This is a genomic window from Amycolatopsis sp. NPDC003731 (genome assembly GCF_053586895.1).
In genome coordinates, this window is record NZ_JBSFNC010000085.1 from 1 (window position 1) to 25,388 (window position 25,388).

Below are 25,388 nucleotides of genomic sequence, written 5' to 3' on the forward strand. Positions count from 1 at the left end.
TCATCCACACCCGAAGGTGCTTCAGCGTTCGACTTGCATGTGTTAAGCACGCCGCCAGCGTTCGTCCTGAGCCAGGATCAAACTCTCCAACAATGAATAGTTTAATCGAGGCAATATAATGCTCTCAAAGGAAACCCCGACGAGGGGGTTTCAAATATAAGCTCTACTGGCTTAGTTCACTAGCACACTGTTGAGTTCTCAAGCAACACACTCCGGACTCACCGCCTTATCAGCGGCTCTATCCTCGGCAGTTGTTCCAAGCGATATTCACAAGCTTTTGGTCGAGCATGCCTCAGCCTACGGGTTTAGTCGTAGGGGGTCGGCGGCCGCTCGTGGGCCGACGCTGAACATTACCCGGTCCGATCCGCGGTGTCAACCCGCTCGTCCCGGCCTGGTCTCCGGGGCTTTCGGCCCCGGTGTGACCCGGTGTTCCTGGCGACGAAGAGAAGATTACATGGCCCGGAACGCCCCCCGAACAGGGGGGTCACTTAACGGCATCGCCGCAGGTCAGACTGCTTACGGACGGCTACGACGGCACCGTCGGCAGATACCGCGGCGGCACCCGGGCCGGCGCGGCCCGCGAGAAGTCCGCCGCCAACGCCAGCATCCGGGCGTCGGACCACCGCGCTCCCATGAACGAGATCCCGACCGGGAGCTGTCCCGCGAACCCGGCCGGGACCGTCACGTCCGGGTAGCCCGCGACCGCGGCCGGCGTCGAGGACGGGATCACGTCGTTGTCGCCCACCGCGCAATTCGTCTTCCACGCCGGCGGGTTGGTCGGCGAGGCGATCGCGTCCAGGTGGTACGCGTCCAGGGTCTCGTCCAAGGATCGACGCGAAAGGTCCGTGAGCTCGGCGCGCACGGCGAGGTAGCCCGGGTCCGACGGACCGGGTGCCGCCAGGGCCTGTTCGAACAGCTCCTGCCCCGCGAAACACGTCCGCTCCAGCGGGTCCGCCCGGTTGTAGGCGATCAGCTCGGCCAGGTTCCGCGGCCCGGACGGGCGGGTCGCCAGGTACGCGTCGATGTCCCGGTGGAACTCCGTGAGCAGCGCCGGGAACTCCAGTTCGGTCAACCGCGACTGGTAGGGCAACGTCACTTCGACGACCGTCGCCCCCGCCTTGACCAGGGAGTTCTTCGCCGATGTCATGATCGCGTCGGTGGCCGGGCCGAGGACCGGGAGGCGCCACAGACCGATGCGGGCGCCGCGCAGGACACCCGGCCGGAGGAACTTCGCGTAGTCCGTCGGCTGGGTGCGGGGGTACGTCAGGGTCGCCGGGTCCGCGGGGTCGCGGCCCTGCAGGACCGAAAGCGTCAGGGCCGCGTCGACGACGTTGCGGGCGATCGGGCCCGCCGTGTCCTGCTCGGCCGAAATCGGGACCACGCCCGTGCGGCTGACCAGGCCGAGACTCGGTTTGTGCCCGACCGTCGCCGTCATGCCGGCGGGGCACACGATCGAGCCGTCCGTCTCCGAGCCGATCGCGACCTGGGCCAACGTGGCCGCGACGCCGGCCGCCGAGCCCGCCGACGACCCGCACGGGTTGCGGTCCAGCACGTACGGGTTGTTCGTCTGCCCACCCACGCCCGACCAGCCCGACGTCGGCTTCGCGGCGCGGAAGTTCGCCCATTCCGACAGGTTCGCCTTGCCGAGGATCACCGCTCCGGCGGCACGCAAACGAGTGATGAGGGTGGCGTCCGCCGCCGGGCGGCTGCGCAACGCGCGCGAGCCGGCCGTCGTCCACTGGTCCCGGGTGTCGACGTTGTCCTTGACCAGCACCGGGATGCCGTCGAGCGGGCCACGCAGGTGGTGCGCGCGACGTCGCGCGTCGCTGGCCGCGGCCTGGCCGAGAGCCGACGGGTTGAGGGCCAGGACCGCGTTGACCTTACCGTCGATCCGGTGAATCCGATCGAGGTAAGTGCTGGTCAGGCCCACGGCGGTGAGCCGGCCCGACGCCATCCGGGCCTGCAGGGCCGGGATGTCGGCGGAGTCGAGGTCGAACCGCGGCGAAACCGGCGCGGCGGCGACGGGCGCGGCGGGGACGAGCACGAGTGCGGCGGCCAGGATCGCGAGGAACACCGGCCGCCGCCCCATCAGAGCACCGGGAGGAGCGTTCGGAGTTCGTACGGGGTGACCGCGCTGCGGTAGTTGTCCCACTCCACGCGCTTGTTGCGGAGGAAGAAGTCGTAGACGTGCTCGCCGAGCGCTTCCGGCAGGAGCTCGGACTTCTCCATCTCGGCCAGCGCCTCTCCCAGGTTCTGGGGTAGCTGGGCGTACCCGGCGGCGCGCCGCTCGGCGTCGCTCAGCTGCCAGATGTTGTCCTCGGCGGGTGGCGGCAGCTCGTAACCCTTCTCGATCCCCTTGAGCCCGGCGGCCAGGATGACCGAGTACGCCAGGTACGGGTTGCACGCCGAGTCCAGGGTACGGATCTCCACCCGGCGGGATGACGCCTTTCCGGGTGAATACATCGGGACGCGGACGAGCGCGGAGCGGTTCGCGCGGCCCCACGACACCGTCGTCGGCGCCTCACTGCCGCTGATCAGGCGTTTGTAGGAGTTCACCCACTGGTTGGTGACCGCGGAGATCTCCTTGGCGTGGTGCAGCACCCCGGCGACGAAGGCCTTGCCGGTCTCCGACAGCTCGTGCGGGTCCTCGGCGTCGTAGAACGCGTTGCGGTCGCCTTCGAACAGGCTGACGTGCGTGTGCATCCCCGAGCCGGGCTGGTCGGTGAACGGCTTCGGCATGAACGTCGCGCGCACGCCCTGGGTCAGCGCGACCTCCTTGACGACGTAGCGGAACGTCATCACGTTGTCGGCCATCGTCAGCGCATCGGCGTAGCGGAGGTCGATCTCCTGCTGGCCCGGTGCCCCTTCGTGGTGGCTGAACTCGACCGAGATGCCCATCGCTTCGAGGGTCTCGATGGCGTGCCGGCGGAAGTGCGTCGCGGTGGCGTGGCTGGCCTGGTCGAAGTAGCCGCCGTTGTCCGCCGGCTCCGGCTCGCTGCCGTCGTCGGGCATGTTCGAGAGGAGGAAGAACTCGATCTCGGGGTGCACGTAGCAGGTGAAGCCCGCTTCGGCGGCCTTCGACAGCTGGCGGCGCAGCACGTGCCGCGGGTCCGCCCAGGACGGTGAGCCGTCGGGCATCGCGATGTCGCAGAACATGCGGGCCGAGTACGGGCCGCCGTCGGGGGTTTCCCAGGGCAGCACCTGGAACGTGGCCGGGTCCGGCTTGGCGACCATGTCCGATTCGTAGACGCGCGCGAAGCCCTCGATGGCCGAGCCGTCGAAGCCGATCCCGTCGTTGAAAGCGCCCTCGAGCTCGGCCGGCGCGACGGCGACGGACTTGAGGAACCCCAGCACATCGGTGAACCAGAGACGAACGAAACGGATGTCGCGCTCCTCGAGCGTGCGGAGCACGAATTCCTGCTGGCGATCCATGGCCGCACCCTAACCACAGCGTGTTAACGGCATGTTTCGCGACGCGCCGACGCCGCCGAAGTCACGTCGCGAGCACCGCAACGGGTTTCTTCGCCCGCGTGATGGCCAGCGAAGCGACCGACGCGATCACGGCGAGCACGGCGGCGGAGTACCAGGCCAGGGTGTAGTTCCCGAGCTGGTCGCGGACCAGGCCGGCGGCCGACGCGGCGAACGCGGCCCCGAGCTGGTGGGAGGCGAAGACCCAGCCGAACACGATCGGGCCGGCGTCACCGAAGGCGCGGATGCAGAGCGCGACGGTCGGCGGGACCGTGGCCACCCAGTCGAGGCCGTAGAACAGGATGAACGCCCACATGCTCGGCTGCACGCTGTCGGTGAACAGCTGCGGCAGCAGCGCCAGCGAGAGCCCGCGCAGGGCGTAGTAGACGCCGAGCAGGATCCGCGGGTCGATCCGGTCGGTGAGCCAGCCGGAGAAGATCGTGCCGACGACGTCGAAGACGCCGACCAGGGCCAGCAGGCTCGCCGCCGTCGTCTGCGGCATGCCGTGGTCGTGCGCGGCCGGGACGAAGTGGGTGCCGACCAGCCCGTTGGTCGTCGCGCCGCAGATCGCGAAGCCGACGGCGAGCAGCCAGAACGTGCGGGTCCGGGCGGCCTGGCCCAGCACGGAGAGGGCGCGGCGGACCGAGCCGGTCTTCGGCGCCGGGCGCGCGATCTCGGTGCCGGCGGGCGCGCCGTAGGCCGTGGTGCCGATGTCGGCCGGGTGGTCGCGCATCACCAGCAGGACCACCGGGACGACGGCGAGCGCGGCGATGGCGATCACCAGCGACGCCGTCCGCCAGCCGGAGCTGACCGCGAGGTTCGCGATGAGCGGCAGGAAGATCAGCTGGCCGGTGGCGCCCGCCGCGGTCAGGACGCCGGTGACGACGCCGCGGCGCTCCACGAACCACCGGGTCGCGACCATCGCGGCGAAGCCCATCGCCATCGAGCCGGTCCCCAGCCCGACCAGCACGCCCCAGCACAGCACGAGCTGCCAGCTCGCGGTCATGAACACCGTGCCGCCCGCGCCGGCCGCGATCACGGTCAACGCCGTCGCCGAGACGCGCCGGATGCCGAACCGCTCCATCAACGCCGCCGCGAAGGGCGCGAAGAGGCCGAAGAGCACGAGGTTCACCGAGACGGCGGAACTGATCGTGGTGCGCGACCAGCCGAACTCTTCGTGCAGCGGGTCGATCAGGACTCCGGGAGCGGCGCGGAAGCCGGCGGAGGCGAGCAGCGCGACGAAGGCGGCGCCGGCGATCAGCCACGCGCGGTGCAGCTTCGGGGCGGGACGGGTCTCAACAGTCACCCAGGCAGTCTCACCGCGCGCGCGTGACGGCGGAAGTGGCCGGAAGGACATCATCCGCAAGATTCGGGCCAACAGTAGGCTCGCGCCATGTCCCGCCTCGCGCTGCTGCTGCTCGCGCTTCTCCTGACGGCCGGCTGCACCGGGTCACCCGACACGCGGGGGCCGTTCCCGGCGGGTGCCGACCTCGTCCGCGAGGCCGCGACGTCGTTCGCGGCCGTGCGGGGCGTGCACTTCGCGGCCGGCGTCAACGGCGTGCTGCCGGGCTTCCCGCTGCGTCAGATCGAGGGCGACGCGACCCTCGACGACGGCGAGTCCGCGACCGGCACCGCCGACGTCCAGGACGGCGACGGCCACACCGAGTTCCGCTTCATCGTCAATGGCACGCACGTCGACACCGGCACCGAGGCCGGTCCCCTGCCCGACGCGTACACGGTCAGCAGGTTCCTCGGTCCGCACGGCGGGCTGAAGCGGCTGCTCGACGGCGTGACCGACGCGAAGACCGAAGGTCGCGAGAACGTGGATGGCGCGCCCGCGCTGCGGGTCGGCGGCAAGGTGCCGGCGAACGTCGCGTACAGCGTGCTCGCCCAGGTCCACGCCGACCTGACCGTCAAGATCTGGGTCGCCGACGACGGCGGGCCCCGGCGCTTCGTGCGGCTGTGGGTGCAGGTCCCGCCGGCCGGCGACCACCTCAGCCCGGTGATGATCGAGCTGTCGCTGACCAACCAGCAGCAGTAGCTACTGGCCCGAGCAGCGCTTCCCGTCCGGCGGCACCGTGCCGTCGACCAGGTAGTCCGTCCCCGCCTGGTCCACGCACTTCACGCCCTGGAGGAACACCGTGTGCTGCGTGCCCTCGTAGGTGAGCAACGCGCCCTTCAGGCCCTTCGCGAGGTTGACGCCGGCCTGGTACGGCGTCGCCGGGTCGTTGGTCGTCGAGATGACCAGCGTCTTCGCCAGGCCTTCGACGTTCGGCACGTGCGGCTCGGACGTGTTCGGCACCGGCCAGAACGCACAGGCGTCGCGGGCCGCCGAAGCCGGGCGGCCGTCGTCGAGGAACGGCGCCACCTTCACGTACTCCTCCTGCGCCTTGAGGATGACGGCCGGGTCCGTGACGCGCGGGTCGTCGACGCACCGGATCGCCGTGAAGGCGTCCTGCGTGGTGCCGTACTTGCCGTCGGAGTCGCGCTCGTTGTAGATGTCGGCGAGCTTCTCGAGCGTCGCGCCGCGCTGCTGCTTCAGCTCGTTGAGGCCGGTGTTCAGGGTGTCCCACAGGCTTTCCTGGTAGAGCGCCTGGATGACGCCGGTGGTGGCGTCTTCGTAGGAGAGCTTGCGGCCGTCGCCGACCGGCACCGGGAAGTCGATCAGCGGACGGACGAGGTTCTGGAACGCCGTGACCGCGCCGCCGGCGTCCCCGCCGAGCGCGCAGTCCTGCTGGGCCGTGCACCACTTCGCGAACTGCGTGAACGCCGTCCCGAAGCCCTGACCCTGCGCGACGAGCGACTCGACCGCGTCCTGCTCGGGGTCGACCGCGCCGTCGAGGACCATCGCGCGGACGTTCTTCGGGAACGCCTCGGCGTAGGCCGACCCGATCCGGGTGCCGTAGGAGTAGCCCAAATAGGTGAGCTTTTCGTCGCCGAGGACCGAGCGGAGGACGTCCAGGTCCTTCACGACGTCGCGGGTGCCGACGTTGGCGAGCATCGCGGTGCCGTCGTCGGTGCGCTGCGCGCACTTGGCCGCGAAGTCCTTTTCCTGCGATTCCTGCTTCAGCACCCCGGCCGGCGAGCCGTCGGTCTCGCTGTCGTCGGCGCGGTCGGCGTCCCGCTCCTGATCGGTCAGGCAGTGGATGGCCGGCTGGCTGGCCCCGATCCCCCGCGGGTCGAACCCGACCAGGTCGAAGCGCTTGCCCAGCCCGGTGCTGGTCACCGGCTTGCCCAACCCGGCGGCCGCGACCATGCCCGACGCGCCCGGGCCGCCCGGGTTGACCACGAGCGACCCGATCTTCTCGCCGGTGGCCTTGCGGCGGAGCAGGCCCAGCGTGATCGTGTCCCCCGCCGGCTTCGCGTAGTCCAGCGGCACGGTCAGGCGCGCGCACTGGACGTCTTTCGCCTGGAACGCCGATCGCGAGTCCTCCGACGTCGCGTAAGGTGCGCAGTCGGCCCAGCTCAGGCTCTGGCCGTAGAACCGCTCCAGCCCGGCGGGCACCGGCCCGGACGGCGGGTGCGACTCGGTCGTCGGCGCGGGCGGCTCGGTCTTGCCGGAAGACGTGCACGCGGCCAGCGAGGCCGCGAGCAGCACGGACGTCGCGATCGCGGTGATCCGGCGACGATGGGACCTGGCGCTGGGATGAGGGAACACGGTTGGATCGTCCCATCCGGCCGCGGAACTCGAACGCACCACCGTCGCGTTGGGTGGTGGAGGCCGGTCGAGCGAGAGAGAACGGGAGACCAGGGGTGGCAGCACTGATCAGCCGGATGGGCAAGAAGCTCCGCCGGATCATCCAGCGGCCGGGCAGCGTCGAGCTGACCCGCTACGAAGCACTGCTGCCCGCGGTCGAGAAGCTCGAACCCGAGCTCGAAAAGCTCTCCGACGAGGAGCTGACCGAGCGGGCGGGCAAGCTCCGCGAGACGCTGAAGGACACCGCGTTCGGCGACGACCAGCTGATCGAGGTGTGCGCGCTGGGCCGCGAAGCTGCCCGGCGGGCCTTGGGCGAGCGCGCGTTCGACGTGCAGGTGCTGGGCACGATGGGCCTGCTCACCAAGCACGTCGTGCAGATGGAGACCGGTGAGGGCAAGACCCTCGCGGGTGCGCTGGCCGCGGCGGGGTACGCGATCCGCGGAAAGCGCGTTCACGTCGTCACGGTCAACGACTACCTGGCCCGCCGCGACGCGGAGTGGATGGGCCCGGTGTACGCCCTGCTGGGCGTGTCGGTCGGCTGGGTCGAGCCGTCGCACTCGCGCGAAGAGCGCCGCGAGGCCTACGCCAAGGACGTCACGTACGGCGCCGTCGCCGAGATCGGCTTCGACGTGCTGCGCGACCGCCTGGTCACGAAGGTCGACGACCTGGTCCAGCCCGACCCCGAGGTCGCGATCGTCGACGAGGCGGACTCGGTGCTGGTCGACGAGGCCCGCGTCCCGCTGGTGATGGCCGGCTCGATCGACCGCAGCGACGCCGACGAAGAGGTCGCCAAGATCGTCCGGCGGCTGCGGCTCAACCTGCACTACGAGACCGACAGCGAGGGCCGCAACGCCTGGCTGACCGACGCCGGCTCGTCCGTCGTCGCGAAGTCGCTCGGCCTCGAGGTCGACGACCTGTTCAACGAGCAGGCGTCGGACCGGCTGGCCGCGGTCAACGTCGCCCTGCACGCCCACGCGCTGCTCACCCGCGACGTCGACTACCTGGTCCGCGACGGCAAGGTCCAGCTCATCAACGCCGCCCGCGGCCGCGTCGCCGAGCTGCAGCGCTGGCCGGACGGCCTCCAGGCCGCCGTCGAGGCGAAGGAGCAGGTCACCGCGACCGACCGCGGCGAGATCCTCGACTCGATCACCGTCCAGGCGCTGCTGGCGCGCTACCCCGAGGTCGCCGGCATGACCGGCACCGCGGTCGCCGTCGCCGAACAGCTGCGCGAGTTCTACGAGCTCGAGGTCGCGGTCATCCCGCCGAACACCCCGAACATCCGCGAGGACCTCGAGGACCGCGTCTTCGCGTCGCCGTCGCAGAAGCTGCGGGCGATCGAGGAGGAAATCCGCACGGTGCACGAAACCGGGCGGCCGATCCTCGTCGGCACCCAGGACGTCGCCGAGTCCGAAGAGCTGGCCGAGAAGCTCGCGAAGGTCGACCTCGAGTGCGTCGTGCTCAACGCGCGCAACGACGCCGAAGAGGCCGCCATCATCGCCGAGGCCGGCAAGAAGGGCGCGGTCACCGTGTCCACCCAGATGGCCGGCCGCGGTACCGACATCCGGCTGGGCGGCACCGACGGCGCGACCCGCGAAGAGGTCGTCGAGCTGGGCGGGCTGCACGTCATCGGCACCGCGCGGTACCCGTCGAGCCGCCTCGACGGGCAGCTGCGCGGCCGGTCCGGACGTCAGGGCGACCCGGGCAGCGCGGTCTTCTTCGCGAGCCTGAACGACGACCTCGTGCTGTCGAACGCGCCGGACGTGCCCGAGGGCATCGTCGACGACGAAGAGACCGGCGAGATCACCGACGGCGCGGCGCTGCGGCAGCTCAACCACGCCCAGCGCGTCGCCGAGGGCGTCGACCTGGAGATCCACCGCAATACCTGGCGGTACACGCGGCTGATCGAGCGGCAGCGGCGTGACCTGCTCGTGCACCGCGACAAGGTGCTTCGCACCGCGTACGCGGCGGAGGTGCTGGAGAAGGCGCACGAGGAGAAGTTCGGCGAGCTGAAGGAGAAGCTGGACGATCAGGAGAAGCTGGAGCAGATGTGCCGCGAGGTGCTGCTGTTCCACATCGACCAGCTCTGGTCCGACCACCTCGCGTACCTGACCGACGTCCGCGAGAGCATCCACCTGCGCGCGCTGGCCCGCGAGACACCGCTGGACGAGTTCCACCGCGCGGCGATCCCGGAGTTCCACAAGATCATCGGCGAGGCCGATGCGCGGGCGGCGAAGACCCTCGAAGAGGCGGAGCTGACCGACGAGGGCATCGACCTCGGCGACGCCGGGGTGCGGCGGGCGAACACGACGTGGACGTACCTCGTGCACGACAACCCGTTCGATTCGGACTTCGAGCAGACCATCAAGAAGGTCCGGAGCATGATCAAGCGCAAGTAGTCCTTCGCCTGTCGAGGCCCCCGTCCGGTTCGCCGGGCGGGGGCCTTCGATTTCGCCCACATTCGCTCGGCCTTCCGGGTGACCGTGAGCCAGAATGGCGGCATGCCGCAACTGCGCATCGCGCTCGCCCAGGTCAACCCCACCGTCGGCGACCTCGACGGCAACGCCGAGCTGCACGTCGAGTGGACGCGGCGGGCCGCCGAAGCCGGCGCGCACGTCGTCGTCTTCCCCGAGATGTCCCTGACCGGCTACCCGATCGAGGACCTTTCGCTCCGCAAGACGTTCGCGGCCGCCTCGCGGGAGGGCGTCGAGTCGCTGGCGCGCCGGCTCGACGAGGCCGGCTGCGGCGAGGTGCTGACCTACCTCGGCTACCTCGACCTCGACGACGTCGGCCCGCGCGACGCCGCCGCGGCGCTCTACCGCGGCGAGGTCGTCGCCCGGCAGTTCAAGCACCACCTGCCCAACTACGGCGTCTTCGACGAGCACCGCTGGTACAAGGCGGGCACCACGCTCGACGTCGTCCGGTTCCACGGGCTCGACATCGGCATGGTCATCTGCGAGGACATCTGGCAGGACGGCGGGCCGATCTCGGCGCTCGGCCGGGCCGGCGTCGATCTCGTCGTGGCGCCGAACGCTTCGCCGTACGAGCGGTCGAAGGACGAGCAGCGGCTGCCGCTGATCGCCCGCCGCGCCGCCGAAGCCGGGGCGCCGCTGGTCTACACCAACCAGATCGGCGGGCAGGACGACCTCGTCTTCGACGGCGACTCGCTCGTCGTCGGCGCGGACGGCACGCTGCTGGCCCGCGCGCCGCAGTTCGTCGAGCACCTGCTCGTGCTGGACATGGATCTGCCCAAGACCGGGTACGCGGGCGACGGTTCGTACGAAGGCCTGGCCGTCCGGCGCCGGGTGCTCAGCGAGGATCCGCTGCCGGCGTACCCGGCTTCCGCCGAGCCGGTGATCAGCGAGCCGCTGTCGGACGAAGCCGAGGTGTGGCACGCGCTGGTCGTCGGGCTGCGGGACTACGTGCACAAGAACGGCTTCTCGTCGGTGACGTTCGGGTTCTCCGGCGGCATCGACTCGGCGGTCTGCGCGGCGCTGGCCGCGGACGCGCTGGGCGGCCACAACGTCTACGGCGTCTCGATGCCGTCGAAGTACTCGTCGGGGCACTCGAAGGACGACGCCGCCGACCTGGCTCGGCGGATCGGCGCGCACTACCGGGTCGAGCCGGTCGAGGACATGGTGCGCGTGTACGTCGACCAGCTGTCCCTGACCGGGCTGGCCGAGGAGAACATCCAGGCGCGGACGCGGGGCATGCTCCTGATGGCACTGTCCAACCTGGACGGTCACCTGGTGCTGGCCACCGGCAACAAGACCGAGCTCGCCGTCGGGTATTCGACGATCTACGGCGACGCGGTGGGCGCGTTCGCCCCGATCAAGGACGTCTTCAAGACGCACGTGTGGCAGCTGGCGCGGTGGCGCAACGCCGAAGCGGTGAAGAACGGCGAAACCCCGCCGATCCCGGAGAACTCCATCACCAAGCCGCCGTCGGCCGAGCTGCGGCCGGGCCAGGTGGACACCGATTCGCTGCCGGACTACGAGCTGCTGGACGACATCCTCGACGACTACGTCGAGGGCGACCGCGGGTACGCGGACCTGGTTTCGGCGGGCTTCGACCCGGAGACGATCGACCGCGTGGTGCGGATGGTCGACAAGGCCGAGTACAAGCGGCGCCAGTACCCGCCGGGCACGAAGATCACGTTCAAGGCGTTCGGCCGCGACCGGCGGCTGCCGATGACCAACCTGTGGCGCGAGGGCAAGGCTTAGCTCAGCGCGACCTGGCGGCCTTCCGGAGTGCGGAGGGCCGCCGTCAGGCTCGCCTCGTCCGCGCGGCGGACCAGCAGTTCCAGGCCGAGCGCGTCGGTCACCGCGAGCACCGAATCCGGGTCCGGGTGGGTGCCGGTGACCATCAGCAGCGGCAGGGACGGCAAGTCCCTCGTGGTCGGGTGCGGGGTGCTGCCCCAGTCGATGAGGAACGGGTGCAGGGTGCCCGGGACGCTCGGCGGGGTCAGGCGCCAGCGCAGGGTTTCGCCGTCGCCGGTTTCGCGGGACATCTCCCTCGGGTCGCCCGGGTCGAAGCCGTGGGCGCGGGCCTGCGCGATCGTCGCGTCGAGGTCCGTCGTGCGGACGGCCCAGGCGACCAGGGCGGGCTCGGTCAGGTCGTCGATGCCGAACGGCCGGGGCCCGTCGGGGTCCGGCTGGTCCGGGTCGGGGCCGATCACCTCGAGGTACATGCCCGCGCCGAGGTCGGCGAGGTGGTTGGCGGTGCCGAGACCGACGTGGCGGCCGCCGGGCGCGGGCGTGACCCCGGTGAGGGCGGCGACGCGGGCGACGGCGTCGGCGAGGTCCGGGCCGGCGTAGACGAGGTGATCGAGCACGAGCGCCATCATCCCGCGCCGACGGCCTTCGCCGCATCGACCACCCCGTGGCCGTAGTAGGTCGTTCCTTGTTTCGTGGGCGCGCAGACGGTGTCCGGGCAGGACAGCGGCGTGGCCGTGGCGTAGAGGGCGCGCTTGATGCGCTCGGCACTCCAGTGCGGGTGCTGGCTCGCGATCAGGGCGGCGACCCCGCTGGCGTGCGGCGCGGCCATCGACGTTCCGCTGGCCGATCGGTATTCGCCGTTCGGCCAGGTCGACCAGACGCGCGCGCCGGGCGCGGCGACGCTGATCCGCGTCGCGGAGTAGTTCGAGAAGGTGGCTTTGACGAGCTTTTCGTCGAGCGCGCCGGTGCCGACGACGCCGGGGAGCTCGTGCGGCAGCCGGGTGCAGGTCGGGTCGATCCGGCGTTCCACCGGGGTGCTGTCGGCCGGGCTCTCCTTGTCCACCGAGCGGGTGTCGAGGTTGATCCCGGCGTTGCCGGCGGAGGCGACGACGAGGACGTTCCGGCGTTGCGCGTACGCCACCGCGCGGCCGACGGCGAGCTTCGCGGCGGCCTGGTCCGGCTGGTCGTCGCAGTTGTAGCGCCACGGGATCGAGCGGTAGCTGTTGCTGGCCACGGTGAACCCGTGCTCGGCGGCCCAGACGAAGCCGCAGACCATGCTCTCGGCCGTCTCGGTGTCGTCGAGTTCGGCGAGCTTGACGGCGGCGATGCGGACGCCGGGAGCGACGCCGACGACGCCGGAACCGTTGCGGACCGCGGCGATCGTGCCCGCGACGTGCGTGCCGTGGCCGTCGAGGGTGGGCCGCCAGGCGCCGGGGCCGCGGTCGGGCCAACCGGAGAGGCAGGAGACGGAGTTCCTTCGGTCGAACGCTTCCGTGAGCTCCGGGTGGGTGTCGTCGACGCCGACGTCGAGGACGCCGACGACGGTGCGCCGGCTGCCGTCGGTGACCTGGTGGGCTTCGGGCAGGTGCAGCGCCGGGACGTCCCAGGCGGTGCCCTCCGGCGGGACCTGGCCGGAGTTCGGCGAGTTCGGCCCGGTGTAGCGGAGGTCCTTGCGGGGCGCGAAGAACTCCTTCGGGACCTTCGCGGTGCGCGTCGCGCCGACGGCGTCGATGCCCGGGGTTGTCCGGAGCTTCGCGGCGAAGTCGTCCTTCGCGGTGTACGCGACGACGACGCCGATCTGCGGGTAGCTCGCGACGACAGTGCCGCCGGCCTTCTTGATGGCGAGCTCGGCCCACCAGGTGTGGTGCGCGACGACGACGTGCGGCAGCACCAGCGGGTCGGCGGCCGCCGGCGTCGCGATCAGGCCGAGCAGCAGCGCTGTCGCCAGGATGATTCGCCGCACGCGTCCTCCTCGAATTCGCCCAAACCGAACTTAGCGATCATTTGCGGCGGGGCGGTACCCCTCTTCGGTCGTAGGCTGGACGCCATGACGACGGGGTTCACGGTGTTCGAGACGGCGATCGGCGCGTGCGGGCTGGCCTGGCGCGACGACGTCGTGATCGGGACGTCGCTGCCCGAGGGAAGCGCTTCGGCGACGCGGGCCTGGCTGATCCGGCGGTTCCCGGACGCCGTCGAGGGGCCGCCGCCGGCGCCGGTTCAGGAGGCGGTGGACGGGATCGTGGCGTTGCTCGTGGGCGCGCGTCAGGACCTGGCTTCGGTGGCGCTGGACATGGCCGGGGTGCCGGAGTTCAACCGCCGCGCGTACGAGGTCGCGCGGACGATCCCGCCGGGCAGGACGCTGACGTACGGCGACATCGCGCACCGGCTCGGCCAGCCGGGGTCGGCGCAGGCCGTCGGGCAGGCGATGGGGCACAACCCGTTCCCGATCATCGTGCCGTGCCACCGCGTGCTGGCCGCCGGCGGGAAGGACGGCGGGTTCTCCGCGCGGGGCGGCGTCGGGACGAAACGCCGGATGCTGGTGATCGAGGGCGCGCTGGCGGACGAGCCGACGCTGTTCTGAGCCTCCCGCGGTGCGCTCGGAGGGGCATCACGCGTGCCGGGATGGACGACACGCGTACCCAGGCGGACGACACACGTGCCGGGATGGACGACACACGTACCTGGACGGACGACACGCGTACCCAGGCGGACGACACGCGTACCTGGATGGACGACACGCGTGATTGGAGGGTCGGCTCGCGTGATTGGAGGGTCGGCTCGCGTGATTGGAGGGTCGACACGGGGGGCGGCTGGGTGGCTCGCGGGGGGCGCGAGCCGGGCGGCCGTCAGGCTGGTTGGGTTGTCGGGGTCCAGGGCTTGATGAAGGGGGACTCGGGCCAGCCTTCGGCGGCGGCCATCAGGGGGAAGGCCGTGGCGCCGTCGATGTGCTCGCGGATGATGTCCGCGTGGCCGGCGTGGCGGGCCGTCTCCTGGATCAGGTGCAGCAGGACCCAGCGGACCGACCACGCCTCGACGTCCTGCGGGAACCACGGGACGCCCTTCGGGACCGGGACCGCCTGGCCGAGGTCCTCGATGCCCGCGATCACCTCGGCCGTGCGCGCGGCCACCTCGTCGTAGCGGGCCAGGACGCCCGCCAGGGTCTCGTCCGGGCGCAGCCGGTGCGCGTCCTCGTACTCCGCCACCGCCTCGTCGAACGGCTTCTGCGGGACCTGCAGCACCGTGTCCATCCAGCCGTACTCGGTGCTGGCGACGTGCTTGATCAGCCCGCCCACCGACAGCGTGCTCTTCGTCGAGGTGAGTCTCGCCTGCTCGTCCGTCAGCCCGTGGGCGGCCAGCTTGAGCACGTACCGTTGCTGCTCCAGGAAGCTCAGCAGCCCGTCACGCTCGTCGGCCACCGGGCGCACGTTTCCCGCCATGTCGATCCTTCCGCTCGGATTCCCTTGCGGCGATCGTGCCACCCGGCACCGACATTTTCGGGCGAATCCCGCTATCGGTGCACGTGCCGCGGGGCCGGCTTGACGAAGGCGTACGCCCCGCCGACGCCGTACAGGGCCGCGCGGACCACCAGCTGGACCCGCGTGAAGACGCCTTCGTACGTGCCCAGCTGCCGGGCGAGCACGACGGCCAGCCAGGTCGCCAGCACCACGGCCAGGCCCGCGACCGCGAGGGCGCGCCAGCCCGGCGGCCACCACATGATCAGGCTGATCACCCCGCCCACCAGGACCACGTTGAGCAGCGACGACAGCAGGTCGCTGCGCTCGGGGTAGGCGGCCTGCAGCAGCACCAGCACGCCGAACGCGCTCACCGAGATCGAGCTGAGCCGCGCCGACCAGTGCACCGGCCCGAGCCGGTGCAGCGGGGGCCCGGCGAGCACGAACGCGACCCCCGACACGGCGAGCAGGACGCGGAACACCGGCGGCCCGGTCAGCAGCGCCTCGGCCGGGTCGTGCACCGGGGACACCCCGGTCGGCAGGAAGAACTCCAGCAGCCAGCCCGAATACGCCAGGATGGCCACCCCCATCAGGAGGGCCGAGGCGATCCGAGCCGTGCGCACGAGGCAGAGCGTAAGCGACGGACCGCGCCACGGCCCGTCGCCGTGACCAGGTCCACCGACTCGTTATGCCTGCGGTCGGACGAAGGGGAACAGGACCGTCTGGCGGATCGACGCGCCCGTCAGCATCATCAGCAGCCGGTCGACACCCAGGCCGAGCCCGCCGGTCGGCGGCATGCCGTGCTCCAGGGCGAGCAGGAAATCTTCGTCCAGTTCCATCGCTTCGACGTCGCCGCTGGCCGCGCGCAGCGACTGCGCTTCGAGCCGCCGCCGCTGCTCGATCGGGTCGGTCAGCTCGGTGTAGGCCGTGCCGACCTCGGAGCCGAACGCGATCAGGTCCCAGCGCTCGGCCAGCCGAGGGTCGGCGCGGTGCTGGCGGGTCAGCGGCGAGACATCGGTCGGGTAGTCGGTGTAGAACGTCGGCAGCACGGTCGCGCCCTCGACGAGGTGCTCGAACGCCTTGAGCACGAGGTCGCCGTGGCTCGGGTCCTCCCCCACCGGCACGCCCGCGGCCGCGCACAGGCGGCGCAGGTCGGCCACCGGCGTCCCCGGGCCGACCTGCTCGCCGAACACCGCCGAGACGGCTTCGTGCACCGGAACCACCGGCCAGTCCCCGGAAATGTCGTACTCGACGACCTTCCCGTCCGCGTCGGGCCGCCGCACGATCTGGGCGCCGTACGCCGCTTCGGCCGCGTGCTGGACCAGCTCGCGGGTCAGCGTCCGCATCGTGTCGTAGTCCGCGTAGGCCTGGTACGCCTCGAGCATCGTGAACTCGGGGTTGTGCGTCGCGTCGACGCCTTCGTTGCGGAAGTTGCGGTTGAGCTCGAAGACGCGCTCGACACCGGCCACGCACAGCCGCTTGAGGTAGAGCTCGGGCGCGATCCGCAGGTACATCCGCATGTCGTAGGCGTTGATGTGGGTGACGAACGGCCGGGCGTTGGCCCCGCCGTGGACCGACTGCAGCATCGGCGTCTCGACTTCGAGGTAGTCGGCGTGGTGCAGCCGGTCGCGCACCGCGCGGACCACAGTGGACCGCAGCCGCAGCATGGTCGTCGAGTCCGGGTTGACCGCCAGGTCGAGGTAGCGCTGCCGGACCCGCGTCTCCGGGTCGGTGAGGCCCTTGCGCTTGTCGGGCAGCGGGTGCAGGCACTTCGCGGTGACCGTCCACTCGTCGACGAGCACCGAGAGCTCGCCCCGCTTCGACGTCACGACCTGGCCGCTGACGCCGACGTGGTCGCCGAGGTCGACCCCGGTCCGCCAGCGGTCGAGGTCCAGCTCGCCGGCCTCCAGCATCAGCTGGATCTCGCCGCTGAAGTCCTTGACGCGGGCGAAGCACAGGCCGCCGAGGATGCGCAGGTTCAGCACGCGCCCGGCGATCCGGACCCGGTGCCCGGTGCTCGTGTCCGGGGCCAGGTCGCCGTACTTCGCCACGACGTCCCCGATGTGGTCGTCGCGGCGGAAGCCGACCGGGTAGGGGTCGATGCCGGCCTCGCGCAGCTTGGCGAGCTTGGCGATCCGGACGCGGACCTGTTCGGGCCGCCGCACGGTCTTGGCCGCCGGTGCCGCCGCCGACTCCTCGATCTCCTTGACGCGGGCGACGAAGTCCTCGCTGACCGTCTCCAGCCGCAGCGACCGCGCCCGGCCGGTCGGGACGAACCCTTCGAGGGCGCCCGCGACGATGCCGACGCGCGGCAGCCGCCGGGCCGAGGAGTAGCAGAGGAACCGCGGCTCCCAGTCCGGGCCGTACTTGGCGTTCGACCGGTACAGCGACTCCAGCTGGAAGAACCGCGAGAAGACGCTCAGGATCCCGCGCCAGGCCCGCAGCACCGGGCCCGCGCCGATCCGCTCGCCCTCGGAGAACACCGCGCGGAACATCGCGAAGTTGAGCGAGATCCGCTGCGCGCCGAGGTGCTGGGCGGCCGCGACGGTCTCGGCGATCATGTACTCGTTGAGGCCGTTCTCGGCGTCGCGGTCGCGGCGCATGAGGTCCAGCGAAAGCCCGCGGCGGCCCCACGGGACGAACGAGAGCAGCCCGCGCAGCTCGCCGTGGGCGTCGTAGGCCTCGACCATCACGCTGCGGCCGTCACTGGCGTCGCCGAGGCGGCCCAGCGCCATCGAGAAGCCGCGCTCGGTCTCGGCGCCGCGCCAGGCCTGCGCCCGCCACAGCAGCTCGGTCATCTCGGCGTCGGGGATTTCGCCGTGACGGCGGACCCGCGAGGTGTAGCCGGCGCGCTGGATGCGCTTGACGGCCTGGCGCACCGACCGCCGCTCCGGGCCGGCCAGGCTGAACTCGCGGACGTCGAGCACGGCTTCGTCGCCGATCTCGAGCGCGCGCAGGCCCGCGCCGGTGTACGCCTTCGCGCCGCGCTCGCTCGCCCCGAGCACGCCCGGGGTCCAGCCGTACGTGCGCGTCTCGTCGAGCCACGCGCGGACCGCGTCGGGCCACGCCTCCGGGTCGCCGACCGGGTCGGCGCTGGCGACGCTGGTACCGCCGAGGACGCGGTAGGTCACCGCCGCGCGGCCGTTCGGCGCGAAGACGACGCTTTTGTCGCGCCGGGTGGCGAAGTAGCCGAGGGAGTCGTCCTCGCCGTGTTCGGCGAGCAGCTTGCGCAGGCGGAGCTCGTCTTCGTCGGTCCGCAGCGCCCGGCTGCGCACGCCGCGGAAGAGCAGGTACAGGGCCGCGGTGGCGACGGCGGTCGCGCTGAGGTCGAGGAGGACGTCCAGCCAGCCGGGACCTTCGCCGACGCCGATCCGGCGCAGCTGCAGGTTCTCGCCGGTGGCGTGGTTGACGACCCAGGCGAAGCGTTCCCACGTGTCGCCGAGGTGGCCGGGGAACGCCTCGACCAGGCCCCAGCCGACCAGGATGACCACGGCGAAGCCGCCGAACAGCATGCTGAGGCCGTCGCGCCAGGCGCTCGGCGCGAGCCGGGCCGGGAACGCCGGGCGCAGCGCGAGCAGGAACACGATCAGCCCGATCGACACGACGTCGGCGATGGTCAGCACCCACAGCTGCGCGGGGATGTGCCGGACCTGCTTCGGGCCGAGCGTCAGCAGTTCGGGTGACCACAGCAGGGTCGCCTGCAGGGCCAAGGTGAGCAGCAGGCCGCCGATCTGGAACAGCACCAGCGTGTACAGCGCCGCCTTCTTGCGGCGGCGCAGCGCGCCCCCGAGCACCACCAGCAGCAGCACCATGACCAGGCTCTCGCTGGTCGGCACGCTCAGGCCGGAGAAGGCCATGTCGATGCCGTTGAGCAGGTGGCCGCGCGGGCCGCCGGTGAAGAGCAGGATCACCGAGAACACCGCGGCCAGCTGGACCACGGTCGCGACGATGCCGCCCGCCTTCGCCTTCCAGGCGGGGAGGCGACGGCGCGAGCTCGCGAGGTTTCCCATGGGTGGTTTCGTCGCCTTTCGCGGCCGGTCGGGGGTCATGCCCTCTTCTTGACGCAAGTGAACCCGCATCGGTTGTCCCCGGACATCAACCTGAAGGCTGACGGCCGGTCCTCCCCGGGGGTGTGAAGCTGGTCGCACGCGGTTGGGGCCGGTCCGGGGGCGTGTCACCCTTTGAGACGCCTCTGCTCCACGACCCGGGGACCTCACCGAGGCCTCGAGGGAAGGACGGTCGACGACGATGTCCGCCAGCACCGAAGAACCCGCCCCCTACGGCACCGGGCCCGCCGCTCCCGCGGCCAAGTCCCCGGGCCGGAAGGTCCGCGTCCACCACCTGCGCGAGCTCAAGGAACGCGGGGAACCGTGGCCCATGCTCACCGCGTACGACATGTACACCGCCGCCCTGTTCGACGAGGCCGGGATCCCGGTGCTGCTCGTCGGCGACTCCGCGGCCAACAACGTCTTCGGCTACGACACGTCGCTGCCGGTGACGGTCGACGAGCTGCTGCCGCTGGTCCGGGCCGTCACCCGGTCGGTCAAGCGGGCCCTGGTGGTCGCCGACCTGCCGTTCGGCTCCTACCAGCTCTCGCCGCAGCAGGCGCTGGAGACGTCGGTGCGGTTCATGAAGGAGGGCCGCGCGCACGCCGTGAAGCTCGAAGGCGGGCGGCGGTTCGCCTCGCACGTCGAGGCGCTGACGTCGGCCGGCGTGCCGGTGATGGGCCACATCGGGTTCACCCCGCAGAGTGAACACAACCTCGGCGGCTACCGGGTGCAGGGGCGCGGCGAAGCGGCGGACGTGCTGCTCGCCGACGCGCTGGCGCTGCAGGAGGCCGGGGCGTTCGCGGTGGTGATGGAGATGGTGCCCGCCGAGGCCGCCAAGCGCGTCACCGCGGAGCTGAAGATCCCGACGGTCGGCATCGGCGCCGGTCCGGACTGCGACGCGCAGGTGCTCGTCTGGCAGGACATGGCCGGGCTGCGGCGCGGCAAGGCACCGCGGTTCGTCAAGCGCTACGCCGACGTCGCGACGGTGCTGCAGGACGCGGCCACGGCGTTCGCCGAGGACGTCCGGCGCGGGGAGTTCCCGGCGCCGGAGCACGCGTTCCACGACTGAGCCCGTCACCGGCGCTTGAACCGTTCCGCGAGCGCCGGGTCGTTCTCCCACCACAGGCCGGTCGGCGGCGCTTCGTCCAACCGGACGTCGAGCTGCTTCGCCCGCCGTTCGTCGTCGCGGGCCCACCGCACGAACAACGCGACGACGAACGGCAGGCCGGCGACGTCACCGCCGATCCACAGCACGCCCGCGCCGATGACCTGGTCGGTGCGCGGGTCGGGGCCCCAGCCGGGGTGTGCGGCCGCGTAGTGCGCCGGGGCGAGCAGCGGGCCGAGCCACAGCACCAGGCCGAGCGCGCCGTCGAAGATCACCTCGGCGAACGCGATCCACACCGAGACCAGGTGCGGGTCCTCCCGCGGGGTCGGATCGAGCCCCAGGCGCGTCCAGAAGTAGGTGAAGCCGGCCAGCACGAGGGCCAGCCGGACCAGGCCGTCGACGAGCGGCGAGCGCAGCGTGAGGTCGTAGAGCGGCGTCAGGTACAGGACGAGCACCGGCGCGACCAGGACGACCGTGACGACCGGCGGGAACGTCAGCGCGCGGGCGAGCGGGCCACGGCCGTGCCGCCGCAGCCACCGGGCGTCGACGGTGTCGGCGAGCAGCCGGACGGGCGCGCCCAGGGCCAGCAGCAGAGGCGTGATCATCAGCAGCGTGACCGTCTGGACCGCGCGGACCCAGAAGAACGTCGTGTCGTAGGTCGCCAGCGGCGAGCAGGTGACGATCAGAATCGTCGCGAGCCCGGCGAGGAACGCCGTCGTGCGGCCCGGGGGCCAGCCACGGCCGCGGGCCGCGCGGACGTAGAGCGTCCCCGCGGCGAGCACGCCGAGGACGGCCGGGGCGTCGAACGTCAGCGGCATCTCAGACCGCGAAGAAGATCAGGCTGCCGATTCCGGCGACCACGCAGTAAATGGCAAACGGGGTCAGAGTGCGCGTTTCGAAGTATCCGGTGAGGAACCGGACAGAAACGTACGAAGCCACCCCGGCGATGACGCTGCCGGCGAGCGCCGGGCCGAGTGAAGCGTGGTTTTCGGGGGCGAACAGCGTCGGCATCTTGAGCACACCCGCGGCGAGGATCACCGGCGTGGCGAGCAGGAAGGCGAACCGTGCGGCGTCCTCGTGACCCAGCCCGCGGCGGAGGCCGGCGACCATGGTGATGCCCGAGCGGCTGATGCCCGGCAGCAGCGCGAGGATCTGCGCGGCGCCGATCAGCACGGCCTCGCCGACCCGCAGCTTCGCCAACCGGACGTCGGTCGCCTCCTCGACCGAGACCGCCCGCATGACCAGCGTGTCTTCGGCCGAGAAGTCCACTGTGTCCGCTTCCTCGGCGGGCCTGCGCCGGGAGAACTTCTCGGCGGCGTAAAGGACACCGCCGTTGAGCGCGAGGAAGATCGCCGACGGCAGCGGCTTGCCGAGGAAGTCGCGCAGCAGGCTTTCCAGCAGCAGGCCGGCCAGCCCGACCGGGATGGTGGCGAGCACCAGCAGCCAGGCGAGCCGCTGGTCGGGGGTGCGGACTTCGCGGTGGCGGAGGGACGTCCAGAAGCCGCCGATGATCCGCACCCAGTCCTTGCGGAAGAACAGGACCAGCGCGAGCGCGGTGGCGACGTGCATCGCCACCAGCACCGCGAGGTACGGCGAATCCTTCCCGATGCTCAGGTCCCGCTGCCACGAGCCGCCGAGCCAGGCCGGCAGCAGGATGCTGTGGCCGAGACTGGACACCGGAAACAATTCCGACACCCCTTGCAATGCCCCGACGACAATCGCCTCGACATAGGTCACCGCGGACATTCCGTACCCCTTTTTGCCGAATCCCGACACCGGAAAGTACCGGCCCTTTCGTTAGCGCCGGGCAAGGGGGACGCGCGCACTCAGCGTCCTCACAGCGGGCGTTCACATCCATGAACATCAATCATGTTCTTGACTGGTGTTCGGCTCGTGGCTTAGCGTTTAGCCCGTCGCCGCCACGACGAAGCATCGACCCTCGACGAGGAGGACGAAATGCGTGCGCGGATCACCGACCCACCCGTTTCCCCCCGCGGCGGCTGACGCCCTCGGACCGGGGACCCGCCCAGCCCGGCGGCGGGGGCGGGTCCCCACCTTTTTCGGTCGTCGTCCCGGCTCTCGGCGGCGGGGCGCCGGGGCGACGGCCGAACCCCTACGGCACAGTGACTTGCATGGACGAGCTGTACCCGCCGATCGCCCCGCGTGCCGAAGGGTTCCTGGAAACCGGTGACGGGCACCGGATCCGCTGCCAGGAGGCGGGCAACCCGGCCGGGAAGCCGGTCGTGGTGCTGCACGGCGGTCCCGGCAGCGGGATCGCCCCGATGGCCCGGCGGCACTTCGACCCGGCGGCGTACCGGATCGTCCTGTTCGACCAGCGCGGCTCGGGGCAGTCGACGCCGGGCGCGCACGACCTGGGTGCGAACACCCTGTGGCACCTGGTTTCCGACATGGAGGCCCTGCGCGAGCGGCTCGGCATCGACCGCTGGCAGCTCTTCGGCGGCTCCTGGGGCGCGACGCTCGCGCTCGCCTACGCCGAGACGCACCCTTCGCGCGTCAGCGAGATCATCCTGCGGGGCGTGTTCACCGTCCGGCAGAGCGAGCTGGACTGGATCTATCGCGGCGGCGCGGCCCACCTGTTCCCCCGCGAGTGGGAGGCGTTTCTCGCGCCGTTGCCCGGTTCCCTGCGCGACGACCCCCTCGCCGGGTACGCGGTGCTGCTCGACGACCCCGCCGAGGAGGTCCGCCACCGCGCGGCGGTCGCCTGGAGCACCTGGGAGGGCGCGACGGTTTCGGTGCTGCCGCAGGAGTCGTTCGTCCGTCAGTACGCGGACCCGGCGTTCGCGCTGACCTTCGCGCGGCTCGCGGTCCACTACTTCACCCACGGCGCCTGGCTCGACGACGGGCAGCTGATCCGGGACGCGGGCAAGCTGGCCGGCATCCCGGGTGTGCTGGTCCAGGGCCGGTACGACACGGTGTGCCCGCCGGTGACGGCGTACGAGCTGCACCGGGCGTGGCCGGGATCCGAGCTGAAGCTGCTCGAGGGCGCGGGCCACGCGGTGACGGACCCGGGCGTGCTGGCGGCCCTGCGCGCGGCGACGGACTCATTCCGCGAGTAGCACGGCGAACACCTTCTCGAGCTTGCCCCGCAGGGCCTCTTCGTCCGCGCGGTTGAGCTCGGTGCTCCCGAGCAGGGTGCGCATCACCCAGAACCCGGCGATCACCGACAGCGCCAGCGCCGGGTCCGCCGGCGCGCGGTCCGGGAGCAGGCCGGCCAGGTGCTTCTCGACGTGCCGCTCGATGCCGGCTCGCAGGAGCTCCGCGGCCCGCGGGTTGGCCGCCGAACGCAGCATCAGCAGGAACGGGTCGAGCCGTCCGGCGTCCGGAGCCGTCCGGCGCACGAGCGAGGCCGCGAGGTCCGCGGCGAGCGTCGCCGGGTCGTCGGTGAGCACGGTCCGCTCGGCCATCGCCGCGTCGACGACCTCGGCGAAGAGGCCTTCCTTCGAGCCGAAGTAGCGGTTGACGAGCATCGCCGTGACGCCGGCGGATTCGGCGATCTCGCGGACGCCGACGCCGTCGTAGCCCGCCCGGGTGAACGCTTCGAGCGCGGACGCGAGGATCGCTTCCCGGGTCGCGGCGGCGTTGCGGGGTCTCATGTATACGAGTGTAGACTTCGACTAAGTCTACAGCCGTAGACCTCAACGAAAGGCACTTCATGGATCTCGAAATCGCAGGCAAGCGCGCTCTGGTCACCGGTTCGAGCGCGGGTCTCGGCGAGGCGATCGCGCGGTTGCTGGCCGCCGAAGGCGCGGCCGTGGTCGTCCACAGCCGGAACGCGGCCCGCACGGAGCAGGTGGCGGCGTCGATCGGGGCGGCCGGGATCGCCCTGGGCGATTTGTCGACCGACGCGGGAGCAGACGCGGTCGCCGCGGCGGCCGGGGACGTCGACATCCTGGTCAACAACGCCGGCGCCTACGACCACCTGGGGTGGGGCGACGCGACCCCGGCGGACTGGACCGCGATGTACGAGGCGAACGTCGTCTCGGCGGTCCGGATGATCCACCGGTGCGTGCCGGGCATGCGTGACCGCGGCTGGGGCCGGGTCGTCCAGATCGGCGGCGGGCTGGCGATCCAGCCCCTGGCCATGCAGCCGCACTACACGGCGACGCTGGCCGCGCGGCACAACCTGGCGGTGTCGCTGGCGCGCGACCTGGCCGGCACGGGCGTGACGTCGAACGTCGTCTCCCCCGGCGCGATCCTGGTCGACTCGGTGCGCGAGCTGCTGACGTCGATCGCCCCGCAGCACGGCTGGGGCACCTCGTGGGACGACATCGAACGCGCCGCGGCGCGCGAGCTGGTCCCGAACGACACCGGCCGCCTGGGCCGCCCCGAGGAGATCGCGGCCGCGGTGGGCTACCTGGTGAGCCCGGCGGCGGCCTACGTGAGCGGCGCGACGATCCGCGTGGACGGCGGCACGATCCGGTCAGTGCACTAGAGCCGCGGTTTTCGTGGTTCACCCCCCGCGGGAGCGGACGATCGCGTGGTCAGGCGGCTCGGTCGGCAGATCCGGGTAGTTCGACCCAGCCCCCGCGCGACGGGTGATGGTGGTGGCGTACCGAGCAGGCGTTGCAGCAAATCAGCTCAGACGTGCACTAGAGCCGCCCGCCCGAAGCTGTGTCGCCAGACAGGCGTTGCGCCAGGTACACCGGGACCGTCGACGCCACGATCAGCACCGCCGCCACCACGTTCACGATCGGGGCCTGGTTCGGCCGGAACAGGTTGTTGTAGATCCAGATCGGCAAGGTCTCCATGCCCGTGCCGAGGGTGAACGTCGTCACGATGATCTCGTCGAACGACAGCGCGAACGCCAGCAGTCCGCCCGCCAGCAGCGCCGACCGCAGCATCGGGAACGTCACCAGGCGGAACGTCGTGAGGCCGGTGGCGCCGAGGTCCATCGACGCCTCCTCCAGGTTGCCGCCCATCCTCCGCAGCCGGGCCACGACGTTGTTGAACACCACCACGATGCAGAACGTCGCGTGCGCGATGATCGCCGTCAGCAGGCCGAGGTCGATGCCGAGGATCGTCCGGAACGCGTTGTTCAGCGCGATGCCCGTGACGATCCCCGGCAGCGCGATCGGCAGGATGATCAGCAGCGACACCGGGTTGCGGCCGAAGAACCGGTAGCGCTGCAACGCGAACGCCGCCATCGTGCCGAGCACCAGCGCGATCGCCGTCGCCGCCAGGCCCGCCTGCACGCTCGTCCACAGCGCGTGCAGCGCGCCTTCGTTGGACGCCGCGCGGCTCCACCACTCCAGGGTGAAGCGGGACGGCGGCCAGCCGAACGTCGTGTCGGCGTTGAACGAGTTGAGCAGCACCACCACCAGCGGGAAGTAGATCACCGCCAGGCCGAGCCCCAGCGCCACCCACAGCACCCTGCGCACGAGA

Annotated in this window: 20 protein-coding genes and 1 rRNA gene; 7 read left to right on the forward strand and 14 right to left on the reverse strand. The window is 71.4% G+C overall.

All coding sequences use genetic code 11. The annotated features are described in order from the left end of the window. The 4 genes from ACWDN5_RS29405 to ACWDN5_RS29420 form a co-directional block, all read right to left on the reverse strand. Nucleotides 1–93, reverse strand: a 16S ribosomal RNA gene (locus ACWDN5_RS29405); the annotation flags it as partial. 433 nt (nucleotides 94–526) lie between these two features. Next, nucleotides 527–2,089 (reverse strand): amidase, encoded by a 1,563-nt coding sequence (locus ACWDN5_RS29410; protein ID WP_449678560.1) that lies wholly within the window; start codon nucleotides 2,087–2,089, stop codon nucleotides 527–529. Then, nucleotides 2,089–3,432, reverse strand: a complete 1,344-nt coding sequence (gene glnA, locus ACWDN5_RS29415) for a type I glutamate--ammonia ligase (protein WP_191315086.1) — start codon at nucleotides 3,430–3,432, stop codon at nucleotides 2,089–2,091. The genes ACWDN5_RS29410 and glnA overlap by 1 nt, the downstream gene beginning before the upstream one ends. 61 nt (nucleotides 3,433–3,493) lie before the next feature. Further along, nucleotides 3,494–4,774 (reverse strand): MFS transporter, encoded by a 1,281-nt coding sequence (locus ACWDN5_RS29420; RefSeq protein ID WP_449678561.1) that lies wholly within the window; start codon nucleotides 4,772–4,774, stop codon nucleotides 3,494–3,496. A gap of 87 nt (nucleotides 4,775–4,861) precedes the next feature. Between ACWDN5_RS29420 and ACWDN5_RS29425 the strand changes: the two genes are divergently transcribed. Continuing rightward, nucleotides 4,862–5,509: an LppX_LprAFG lipoprotein gene (locus tag ACWDN5_RS29425; protein ID WP_310970624.1), complete on the forward strand. Its 648-nt coding sequence runs from the start codon at nucleotides 4,862–4,864 to the stop codon at nucleotides 5,507–5,509. Here ACWDN5_RS29425 and ACWDN5_RS29430 read toward each other — a convergent pair whose 3' ends face one another. After that, nucleotides 5,510–7,066, reverse strand: coding sequence for an alpha/beta hydrolase (locus ACWDN5_RS29430; RefSeq protein ID WP_449678585.1), 1,557 nt, complete (start codon nucleotides 7,064–7,066; stop codon nucleotides 5,510–5,512). 155 nt (nucleotides 7,067–7,221) lie between these two features. Here ACWDN5_RS29430 and secA2 point away from each other — a divergent pair, with 155 nt between their 5' ends. Both secA2 and ACWDN5_RS29440 read left to right on the forward strand, forming a co-directional pair. Further along, complete coding sequence (gene secA2, locus ACWDN5_RS29435; protein WP_310970626.1) at nucleotides 7,222–9,561, forward strand: accessory Sec system translocase SecA2; 2,340 nt, start codon at nucleotides 7,222–7,224, stop codon at nucleotides 9,559–9,561. 102 nt (nucleotides 9,562–9,663) lie between these two features. After that, nucleotides 9,664–11,385, forward strand: a complete 1,722-nt coding sequence (locus ACWDN5_RS29440) for an NAD+ synthase (protein ID WP_449678562.1) — start codon at nucleotides 9,664–9,666, stop codon at nucleotides 11,383–11,385. Here ACWDN5_RS29440 and ACWDN5_RS29445 read toward each other — a convergent pair. Together ACWDN5_RS29445 and ACWDN5_RS29450 are read right to left on the reverse strand one after the other, a co-directional pair. Then, the gene (locus tag ACWDN5_RS29445) at nucleotides 11,382–11,996 is read right to left on the reverse strand and encodes a VOC family protein (protein ID WP_449678563.1); all 615 of its coding nucleotides are present in this window, start codon (nucleotides 11,994–11,996) and stop codon (nucleotides 11,382–11,384) included. The two genes, ACWDN5_RS29440 and ACWDN5_RS29445, sit on opposite strands and share 4 nt — an antisense overlap. Before the next feature lie 8 nt (nucleotides 11,997–12,004). Continuing rightward, nucleotides 12,005–13,342, reverse strand: a complete 1,338-nt coding sequence (locus ACWDN5_RS29450; protein ID WP_449678564.1) for a S8 family peptidase — start codon at nucleotides 13,340–13,342, stop codon at nucleotides 12,005–12,007. A gap of 84 nt (nucleotides 13,343–13,426) precedes the next feature. Here ACWDN5_RS29450 and ACWDN5_RS29455 point away from each other — a divergent pair, with 84 nt between their 5' ends. Then, nucleotides 13,427–13,960, forward strand: coding sequence for a methylated-DNA--[protein]-cysteine S-methyltransferase (locus ACWDN5_RS29455; RefSeq protein WP_449678565.1), 534 nt, complete (start codon nucleotides 13,427–13,429; stop codon nucleotides 13,958–13,960). Between the two features lie 265 nt (nucleotides 13,961–14,225). Here ACWDN5_RS29455 and ACWDN5_RS29460 read toward each other — a convergent pair whose 3' ends face one another. The 3 genes from ACWDN5_RS29460 to lysX form a co-directional block, all read right to left on the reverse strand. Next, nucleotides 14,226–14,816 (reverse strand): DinB family protein, encoded by a 591-nt coding sequence (locus ACWDN5_RS29460; protein ID WP_449678566.1) that lies wholly within the window; start codon nucleotides 14,814–14,816, stop codon nucleotides 14,226–14,228. Nucleotides 14,817–14,887: 71 nt separating this feature from the next. Further along, nucleotides 14,888–15,454: a hypothetical protein gene (locus tag ACWDN5_RS29465; RefSeq protein WP_310970633.1), complete on the reverse strand. Its 567-nt coding sequence runs from the start codon at nucleotides 15,452–15,454 to the stop codon at nucleotides 14,888–14,890. A 63-nt stretch (nucleotides 15,455–15,517) separates the two neighbouring features. Continuing rightward, nucleotides 15,518–18,841 (reverse strand): bifunctional lysylphosphatidylglycerol synthetase/lysine--tRNA ligase LysX, encoded by a 3,324-nt coding sequence (lysX, locus tag ACWDN5_RS29470; RefSeq protein WP_449678567.1) that lies wholly within the window; start codon nucleotides 18,839–18,841, stop codon nucleotides 15,518–15,520. Nucleotides 18,842–19,079: 238 nt separating this feature from the next. Here lysX and panB point away from each other — a divergent pair, with 238 nt between their 5' ends. Next, entirely contained in the window at nucleotides 19,080–19,949 is an 870-nt protein-coding gene (panB, locus tag ACWDN5_RS29475; protein WP_449678568.1) for a 3-methyl-2-oxobutanoate hydroxymethyltransferase, read from the forward strand. A 5-nt stretch (nucleotides 19,950–19,954) separates the two neighbouring features. Here the strand turns inward: panB and ACWDN5_RS29480 are convergent, their stop codons facing one another. Further along, nucleotides 19,955–20,803 (reverse strand): cytochrome c oxidase assembly protein, encoded by an 849-nt coding sequence (locus ACWDN5_RS29480; RefSeq protein WP_449678569.1) that lies wholly within the window; start codon nucleotides 20,801–20,803, stop codon nucleotides 19,955–19,957. Between the two features lies 1 nt (nucleotide 20,804). Continuing rightward, nucleotides 20,805–21,731 carry an undecaprenyl-diphosphate phosphatase gene (locus ACWDN5_RS29485; RefSeq protein WP_449678570.1) on the reverse strand — a complete coding sequence of 309 codons (927 nt, stop codon included), beginning with the start codon at nucleotides 21,729–21,731 and terminating at the stop codon, nucleotides 20,805–20,807. Nucleotides 21,732–22,117: 386 nt separating this feature from the next. Here ACWDN5_RS29485 and pip point away from each other — a divergent pair, with 386 nt between their 5' ends. Next, entirely contained in the window at nucleotides 22,118–23,062 is a 945-nt protein-coding gene (gene pip, locus ACWDN5_RS29490) for a prolyl aminopeptidase (protein WP_449678571.1), read from the forward strand. Here pip and ACWDN5_RS29495 read toward each other — a convergent pair. Continuing rightward, nucleotides 23,048–23,599, reverse strand: coding sequence for a TetR/AcrR family transcriptional regulator (locus ACWDN5_RS29495; RefSeq protein WP_449678572.1), 552 nt, complete (start codon nucleotides 23,597–23,599; stop codon nucleotides 23,048–23,050). The genes pip and ACWDN5_RS29495 overlap by 15 nt on opposite strands. A 59-nt stretch (nucleotides 23,600–23,658) precedes the next feature. Between ACWDN5_RS29495 and ACWDN5_RS29500 the strand changes: the two genes are divergently transcribed. Then, nucleotides 23,659–24,438 carry an SDR family NAD(P)-dependent oxidoreductase gene (locus ACWDN5_RS29500; RefSeq protein WP_449678573.1) on the forward strand — a complete coding sequence of 260 codons (780 nt, stop codon included), beginning with the start codon at nucleotides 23,659–23,661 and terminating at the stop codon, nucleotides 24,436–24,438. A gap of 157 nt (nucleotides 24,439–24,595) precedes the next feature. On the opposite strand, the gene ACWDN5_RS29505 is transcribed toward ACWDN5_RS29500, so the two are convergent. After that, nucleotides 24,596–25,384, reverse strand: a complete 789-nt coding sequence (locus ACWDN5_RS29505; RefSeq protein ID WP_310970644.1) for an ABC transporter permease — start codon at nucleotides 25,382–25,384, stop codon at nucleotides 24,596–24,598. Nucleotides 25,385–25,388: the final 4 nt, after the last annotated feature.